Source organism: Paraburkholderia sp. BR13439 (genome assembly GCF_040948805.1).
Lineage (GTDB): Bacteria > Pseudomonadota > Gammaproteobacteria > Burkholderiales > Burkholderiaceae > Paraburkholderia > Paraburkholderia youngii.
In genome coordinates, this window is the sequence record NZ_JBFPKN010000070.1 from 1 (window position 1) to 7,544 (window position 7,544).

The 7,544-nt window shown below is 59.9% G+C and carries 4 protein-coding genes and 3 pseudogenes; 5 read left to right on the forward strand and 2 right to left on the reverse strand.

Annotated elements, in window-relative coordinates:
* Positions 1-110, reverse strand: a pseudogene (locus AB3X96_RS41630) (IS110 family transposase); the annotation flags it as partial.
* Between the two features lie 291 nt (positions 111-401).
* On the opposite strand from AB3X96_RS41630, the gene AB3X96_RS41635 reads away from it, so the two are divergent.
* Positions 402-551 (forward strand): hypothetical protein, encoded by a 150-nt coding sequence (locus AB3X96_RS41635; RefSeq protein WP_217710334.1) that lies wholly within the window; start codon positions 402-404, stop codon positions 549-551.
* Between the two features lie 394 nt (positions 552-945).
* Positions 946-1,068: pseudogene (locus tag AB3X96_RS41640) on the forward strand (SET domain-containing protein-lysine N-methyltransferase); the annotation flags it as partial.
* Positions 1,069-1,113: 45 nt separating this feature from the next.
* Here AB3X96_RS41640 and AB3X96_RS41645 read toward each other — a convergent pair.
* A complete protein-coding gene (locus tag AB3X96_RS41645; protein WP_176112268.1) occupies positions 1,114-1,461 on the reverse strand; it encodes a hypothetical protein in 348 nt (115 codons plus the stop codon).
* Between the two features lie 556 nt (positions 1,462-2,017).
* Here AB3X96_RS41645 and AB3X96_RS41650 point away from each other — a divergent pair.
* The 3 genes and pseudogenes from AB3X96_RS41650 to AB3X96_RS41660 all read left to right on the forward strand — a co-directional run bounded on the left by AB3X96_RS41650 (position 2,018) and on the right by AB3X96_RS41660 (position 7,033).
* A pseudogene (locus AB3X96_RS41650) lies at positions 2,018-2,850 on the forward strand (EAL domain-containing protein).
* Between the two features lie 685 nt (positions 2,851-3,535).
* On the forward strand, positions 3,536-3,796 hold the full coding sequence (locus tag AB3X96_RS41655; protein WP_368594302.1) for a hypothetical protein: 261 nt from the start codon (positions 3,536-3,538) through the stop codon (positions 3,794-3,796).
* A gap of 93 nt (positions 3,797-3,889) precedes the next feature.
* Positions 3,890-7,033 carry an acetoacetate--CoA ligase gene (locus tag AB3X96_RS41660; protein WP_368594303.1) on the forward strand — a complete coding sequence of 1,048 codons (3,144 nt, stop codon included), beginning with the start codon at positions 3,890-3,892 and terminating at the stop codon, positions 7,031-7,033.
* Positions 7,034-7,544 lie beyond the last annotated feature (511 nt).

The window sequence follows — 7,544 nt, forward strand, 5'->3', positions numbered from 1 at the left end:
GTGGGGCGGTTTGCGAAGTATTCGAGAAACCGGTCCCGCCTGATTGCTTTGTTGATGACTTCACCACTCTTCGGGTCTACCCAGTGGACCTGAATGACGCTTTTGGCAATGTCGACACCTACGGGGAATGGGGTTCATGGCTGTTCACCTCCGGTTCGTTCTGAAGACCTTAATAATCCTCGGTTTCGAACACGTTGAAGCTCCTCGTGTACGAGCGGGGTCACCGCTCGCGTGCGGGAGGCGTCCATTCCATTTCCGTTTGGCAAGGCTGGCCGCCGCGCGGTTGTAAGCGCGGGTTAGCATTGCTGCCAGAGCCGCATTGAGCGTGGACAGAACCGCCGCTCAACTGTTCATTCCGGCGCGGAGGCCAGCGCGCAAGCATCTGGCGACGCTTCTGGCACGTGACCTTGCCGCTGATTTCGCCGGGTGTCTTCGCCGGCGCGCTGTTCTCGGTGCTGATTTCGCTCGACAACCTCGGCGTGCCCTACTTTCTCGGCAGCGCCAACACAACGACGCAGCCTGTCGTCATGCTGTCGTATTTGCAAAACTAGTTCGATCCTTTCATCGCTGCGATCAGTACGTGCAGATGCTGATAGCAATCGTGTTTCTCCTGGCGGTCGAGAAGATCTACGGCTTACGGTCGATGAACCGCTAGGCGTGCGCGCAGTGGCGTGCGACCTTCTCGTTGCTTCGGCCGCCCGACCTGAGCAATCAGGCCTCGCTAACTGGTGCTAACCACGTGCATCCCGGCGCGACTGCAACCCGGCTTGGTGATCTTTTTGTCAGCTGGGTCTTGCGGCGAAGCCCGAACATGGTGGTATGGCGGTCTTGACCGTTAGTTGCACTATTGCCAGGAAAGACAATGAATGAAAATGGGGAAAGCGATGTGCTTCCGCGCGCCACCAATCGCCCTGACTGACCGACGCACCCGATGGAGGCGACATCATGCGATTGCGCCGCATCCCCACGCGACGTTCTCCCATGCATGGCAGAGGACTGTTCGCGCTGCAACCGATCGCCGCGAGCTACAGGGTCATCGAGTACAAGGGGGAATTGACCAGTTGTTGGATGGAAAACGACCCTTCCAAGAACAAGGCTGCACGATGCGCAAGATCAACAACCTGACGGACGCCAGTACCCTGTGTTGCAGTGGACCTCGTGCAGCCCCAGCGAATAGTCACTGGCATGGCCGCAGTCGAAGCCGAAGAACCACAGGGCGGGCCATGACGTGAGCCTACCCGCGAAGCTCAGGCCACCATGCGCAGTAAGGAGCATCGCGAGCGGTGCGTGCGACTCGGGTATCTCGTTGCCGGCGTCGCTGAACATCGAGAGGAAGAAATTCACGATGCCCTGTTCGTCGGGGACGACGTGACCATCGCGCCATGAGTCGGCGAACGGCACCAGATCGAGACGATCGACGCCGTAGAGAACATGATCGGCGGGTACACCGACATAGCGCATCCGCCTGCAACCTTACGCTTCAAACGTGGGCCTCACCCGAATAGCGGCAAAACAGGGGTTGACGGGAACAATGACCCCATTTGGTGGTTGATGCTGGCCTTGTGGCCAGAGAACTGACTTTAGCGAACGTCAACTTCAACGTCGACAGTGATGCCACGTTGCCGTTGGTTGTACTCAGGCCGGCGGACAGCGAGTTGCCCCCGCTCTGTGCGGTACAGTGATGAAATGGGTTATAGTCAGACAAATCAACGGTCGGGAGCCACCCGTGAACCGTACTCATGTCTGGTCGTGCCCCGCTGCGGGCCGGCTTTCGGTGGAGCGCTCCTGTGTCGGCGCACTGAACGTTCACTGTCACTTCGCGGAGTGTGCGGCGGACGCGGCCTTTCTCGTCTCCGAAAAAGGTGCAATTGAGTACGCCAGCGCAGGAGCATTTGCAATGATGGCGCCCGGCGCCCTCGCACGGGGGCGCGACGTCGTGTCGCTCGTCGAGGTCAGCAGCGCGCCCCGCTTCCGGGACGCGATTCGCCGCGCCCGCACGGGCCAACTGGCGGAAATGATGGTGGTGTTCCGCGCGAAAAATGGCGGCAGGGTGCCGTTTCAGGCGAAGGTGTTTCGGGCCGTCGACTCGCACAAACTTTGGATAGTCGGGCTTGACCTCTCGAAAACGGACAAGCTGGCTAAGTACGAGCCGCAGGGCGCGGTGGCCGAGCAGGAAGTCTTGACGGCGGCGTACCGGAACGGCGAGTTCATGGTGTACTACCAACCCTTGGTGAGCCCCGACGGCGAGCTTAAGGGTTGCGAGGCGCTAATGCGGTGGCGGCAGCCCAGCGGCACCTTTGTTTCGCCGGTAGACTTCGTTCCAGTGGCTGAGCGCAGTGGCTTTTTCATTGAGCTGGGTGCGTTCACGTTACGCGAAGCACTCGCGCAGTTGCAGCAATTCAAAAAGGCAGGGCTGGACAAACTCTTCATGAGCGTGAACGTCAGCCCACGCCAGCTCGAGCACGATGATTTCGAAGACATCCTCGCGCGCGCTCGCCGAAACGGGTGTGCATCCCGGGCGGCTCTCACTGGAATTGACTGAAGGCGCGATGGTGCTAGATGTCGAGGAGACCCGGCGATTCTGCACCGGATTGTGGCCACGGGGGTTCGCATCTCGTTGGATGACTGCGGCACCGGCTTTGCGAACATGACCTACCTGACGTCCTTCCCAATATCGACGGTCAAGCTGGACCGTTCGTCCAGGCAATTGAGGTCGACCAGACTTCGCGAGTCGTGGTCAAAGCGTTGGTCGGAGCGGCCAAGACACTCAACCTTCGTCTGGTTGCTGAAGGCGTTGAGACCGCCTCGGTGGCGCACGCTTTGAAGGACATGGGCATCGACTACTTGTAGGGCTACCTCTATGGCAAAGCCATGCCCGCAGCGGCCCTCATTGCTCGCTTCAGAGCACTGGCGTCTCGCATTCAGTCGTGAATCGGGCACAGCGGCAGTTAATTTAGTCCTTGAGGTAGCTGGCTAAATTCCTCCTTGGCCTTGGTGAAAGCCCGCGCTCTTCGTCACTCTGGCAAGCTCCACCCTGTCGATGTCTGCGCGAACATGTAGTTGACTTTGATGTCACTAACACCTCAGGAACTCTTCGTGGGTCAGGCCAAAGTCAATAACGTAACGACCTAATATATTAGCAACAGTTCAAATATTATTCCAACGCGACCATAATCGGTCTTCCTCACTGCAACGACGCATTGGATGCATCCATTGTTTCATTAAGTCAAAGTTTAGACCCGTTCCGTCCGGTAAAATGCAAGGTGATGGATAACGAATTTTTACCTGCGGTAGTTTAGGTTAATCCAAGGATCTCGTCGGTGGATAATACAGATTCGTTTGCTGACAGATTTGGCGAGTACGCTCGACCTCGCGTACTGGAAGCGGCGCAAGCGCCGAAAATTGAATTGGACAAGACTCGTCGCGTGCTTGAGCCAGTTGTGTCACCGCTTCATCTCCCGTTGACACCCGCTTACACCGCGTCCCAATCGGGAGGATGGTCATACAGCGCTATCTTTGGGCAATTGAGACGCCTTTGGATTGGCCTCGCCGCCTCCCGGTGATCGTCACCTTCTATGAGCCGCTGCATCCAGGCCTCCATGCTAAAGGGATCAATTGGGTTCAGATGGTCGGCGCATTTTCCCGCGTGCTTGCCCGTTTGAGAGCGTACGGGAAGATTGATCTGAAGCAACACGTACGCGAAAAGCGTTGGCAAATTTACCTTTTAGCACCGTTCTCCGGCGTGCCAGGTTACAGTGCTTTTATCAAGGTTCAGGTGCCCAATAAACGCTTCTAAAAGTACGTTTTCGCAAATAGAAAAAGAAGGCGGCTCAATAGCATTAATTTGACTATAAACGGGCATCTTAAATCCATTTGCATGGGAGGAAATATGGATCGCCTGCAATTGCCCTGTGCGTCGCCTTACCCCGGTGCAATCCCGGAACGCGCCCCCATTTTCACCAATACCCCCGAGTGCGCCGCCACTTCTCAAATGACCGCGTTCACCGCGGCCTTGCAGGCGCACACGGGCCAGATCTTCGACAGCTACGAAACGCTGCACGATTTCTCGGTACGGGCATATCGAACGTTCTGGCAAGTCTTCGTGCAATGGTCTGAAGGTCTTGACTGGTCCGGCAGTCTCAAACCCGTGTGCGTCGGCGACGAATGCGAGCACGCACAGTTCTTCCCGGAACTCGAACTGAATTACGCCGACAACCTCTTGAGCTTGTCGGTAGCAAGGGCCGAGGCACCTGCGCTGACAGCCTGTCACGCCGATGGCCGGCGAGTACATCTGACTCGCGGTGAGCTGCGCGATCGCGTATCGCGTCTCGCGCATGCACTCACGGAATTGGGACTGCGCCAGGGGGATCGCGTAGTGTGTGTGATGCGCAACGACGCTGAAGCGGTCGTCACTGCGCTGGCGGTCACCGCGCTCGGTGCAACGCTGTCGACGGCTGCACCGGAGATGGGTGTCGAGACGCTCCTCGAGCGTTTCACACCGCTCTCGCCGCGCCTGCTGTTCGCGCACGCAGCGGCGCAGACTTTCGACACGGGCGTACCGGTCGCGACCAAGATCGGCGAGCTGGCGGCTGCTTTGCCGTCGCTGGAATGTATTGTCCGTCTCGACGACGGCGCCCTACCAGATGCGGTCAAGCAACGAATCTATTCGCTCGATGAACTGGTCGAGCACAGCGACGCCGCATCGTTCGAATGGCGGCGCTTCCCGTTTAACCACCCGCTTTTTGTCATGTTCTCGTCGGGCACCACCGGCAAGCCCAAGTGCATCGTGCACGGTGCGGGCGGCACTTTGCTGGAACACCTGAAGGAGCATCGGCTGCATAGCGATCTGCGGGCCGGCGACCGGATGTACTTCCATACCACCTGCGCATGGATGATGTGGAACTGGCAGTTGTCGGCGCTTGCGTCCGGCGTCGAAATCGTCACCTATGATGGCCCGATCTCGACGGTCGATACGCTATGGCGCCTTGTTGCCGACGAGCGCGCCACGGTGTTCGGCACAAGCCCCGCTTATCTGAAGATGAGCGAAGACGCTGGGCTGATGCCAGGGCGGCAGTTCAATCTAAGCGCCCTGCGCGCGATGATGTCGACGGCCGCAGTGCTGTTCGACCCACAGTTCACTTGGGTGCGTGATCACGTGAAGCCGCTGCCTTTGCAGTCGATTTCGGGCGGCACGGACATCATCGGCTGCTTTGTGCTAGGCAATCCCAACCTGCCCGTCTACGCAGGCGAAGCCCAATGCAAGAGTCTTGCGCTTGACGTTCAGGCCCGCTCGCAGGGCGAGTCCGTCGACGGGATCGGCGAACTGGTGTGCGCAAACCCGTTTCCGTCACGTCCACTCGGCTTCTTCGGCGACACGGACGGCACCGTCTTTCACGCCGCCTATTTCGCGAGCAATCCGGGCGTCTGGACTCACGGCGATCTGATCGAGTTTTCGCCGCAAGGCACTGCGAGACTGCATGGCCGCACCGATGGCGTCCTGAACGTGCGCGGCGTCAACGTCGGGCCGGTCGAGATCTATCGCGTACTGGATGACATCGAGGAAATCCGCGACGCGATGGTCGTTCAGCAGTCGTTGCGCAATATGACGGCTGGCTCTTCGAACGCAGCCCCAACGGATCAGCGTACGGTGTTGATGCTCGTGCTGCGCGAAGGCTTCGAGCTGAACGCAGCGCTGGCCGCCCGTGTGCGCCGCGACCTTGCACGTCGCACATCTCCGGCGCACGTGCCCGACCGCATCATCGCCGTCGATGCGTTGCCGGTTACGCACAATGGCAAGCCGTCGGAAGCGGCCGCACGCAACGCGATCAGCGGCCTGCCGGTGCGCAACACGGCGGCGCTGCGCAATCCCGAGTGTCTGGACGCGATTCGGCGTCACCCGGCGCTGAACTCGGCAACGCGCGAACTGGCGCCGGTGGGCCAGTCCCGGGAGGATCTCGAACGGCACTTGCAGTCGCAGTGGGAAAGACTGTTCGACATAGCTCCGATCGGTCGCGACGACAACTTCTTCCAACTAGGTGGCAATTCGTTGCTGGCGGCGAGATTACTTGCCAGTGTGAATGAGTCGACGGGGCGCACGCTGCCGCTCGCGACACTATTCATCGCACCGACCATTGCGCGCCTCGCCGCGGCAATCGACGAGCCCGGAGTGCCGCAATCTTCGCCGACGGTCGTACCGATACGAGCTGGCACGGGTACACCGCTCTTCCTGGTACACGGGGTGAGCGGCACCGTCATGGAATGCTCGGCGCTCATCGCGGCGATGCAGACGCCGCGCCCGATGTTCGGGCTGCAGGCACGAGGCCTCGACGGCGAGCAGCCGGCACAACGGCGCGTTCACGACATCGCGGCCAGCTACATCGGACAGATGCGCAGCGTGCAGCCGACGGGACCCTACGCGGTGGCGGGCTACTCGTTCGGCGGATTGATTGCGGTCGAGATTGCGCAACAGCTAAGCCGCGCCGGCGAGCAAATGGAATTGCTGTGCCTGATCGATACCTATGCGCACGAGCGTTGCCTCCCGTGGCGGGCCTGGCTGCGGCACAACCGTGACTTCCTGGGCTGGCACTGGCGCAGGCTGCGCGCCGTCCCCAAGGCGCAACTTACGCACTACGTGAAGGACAGACTCGCGAATGTCGTAGATTATTTGCGCATGCGCAATGGACGCATGGCACACCGCCCAAACAGCCACAACGCGATGATGCCGCCGGCACTACGGACGGTGCGCGAGACGTTACGGGTAGCGATGACGACGTATCGGCCAAGGCCCTATCACGCTGGACCGATCGTCTATGTGCACGCGACGTCCACGCTGTCTTACCGTAATAATCAGTTGACGCTGTGGCAGCACGTCGCTCGCGGCGGGCTGGATGTCGTCGATGTGTCTTGCGACCACTTCGAGATGATCGCCGAGCCGAATGTGCAGGTCGTGGCTGCGGCGTTGGATCGGCGCCTGACCAGCAGCGACAAATCGCGATCCGGGTTTCCTGCGTTCGGAGGCGTCGCGTGCGCCTAGGCGATCGCTGGTCGCCCTCCGCCGCGTGGCAGAGCGCGACCAGCACCAACCGTTTTCATCCGCGTTAACCAGATACCGGAAAGAGCGCTGCCTACGCTGTTTGATCCGATGACACGAGCGATCCCTCACAATCTGGCGGGGACTGCGGCAGGCATGGGCCTTGGCCTCTACACTGCCGCTGCATTGCCAAGGCCCATCCCGGAACAATAGGTGTTAAATCAACCGGGCACGGGACGAGTTTCAGCGTCTGTATCCCGAGTTCGCTTTCGATTTCAGGTTAGCCTGTTTATCGCCAGGCGCTTGAGGACAGCTCGGCGGACGGATGACCACCCCTCATGCGAAAGTAGCCATCGTGGTGACACGAGTTCGGACGGCGGTTGGGGGTAAGTAGTCCGGTCTGAATAATTCGCTTTCGGCGGCACCGCTCACGGTGTCGACGCGAAAGCGGCGCAGAGGTTTAGCCACGACACAAGCACAAGGACGCAAAAACGCCGCAGTTTTCTGAGGATCA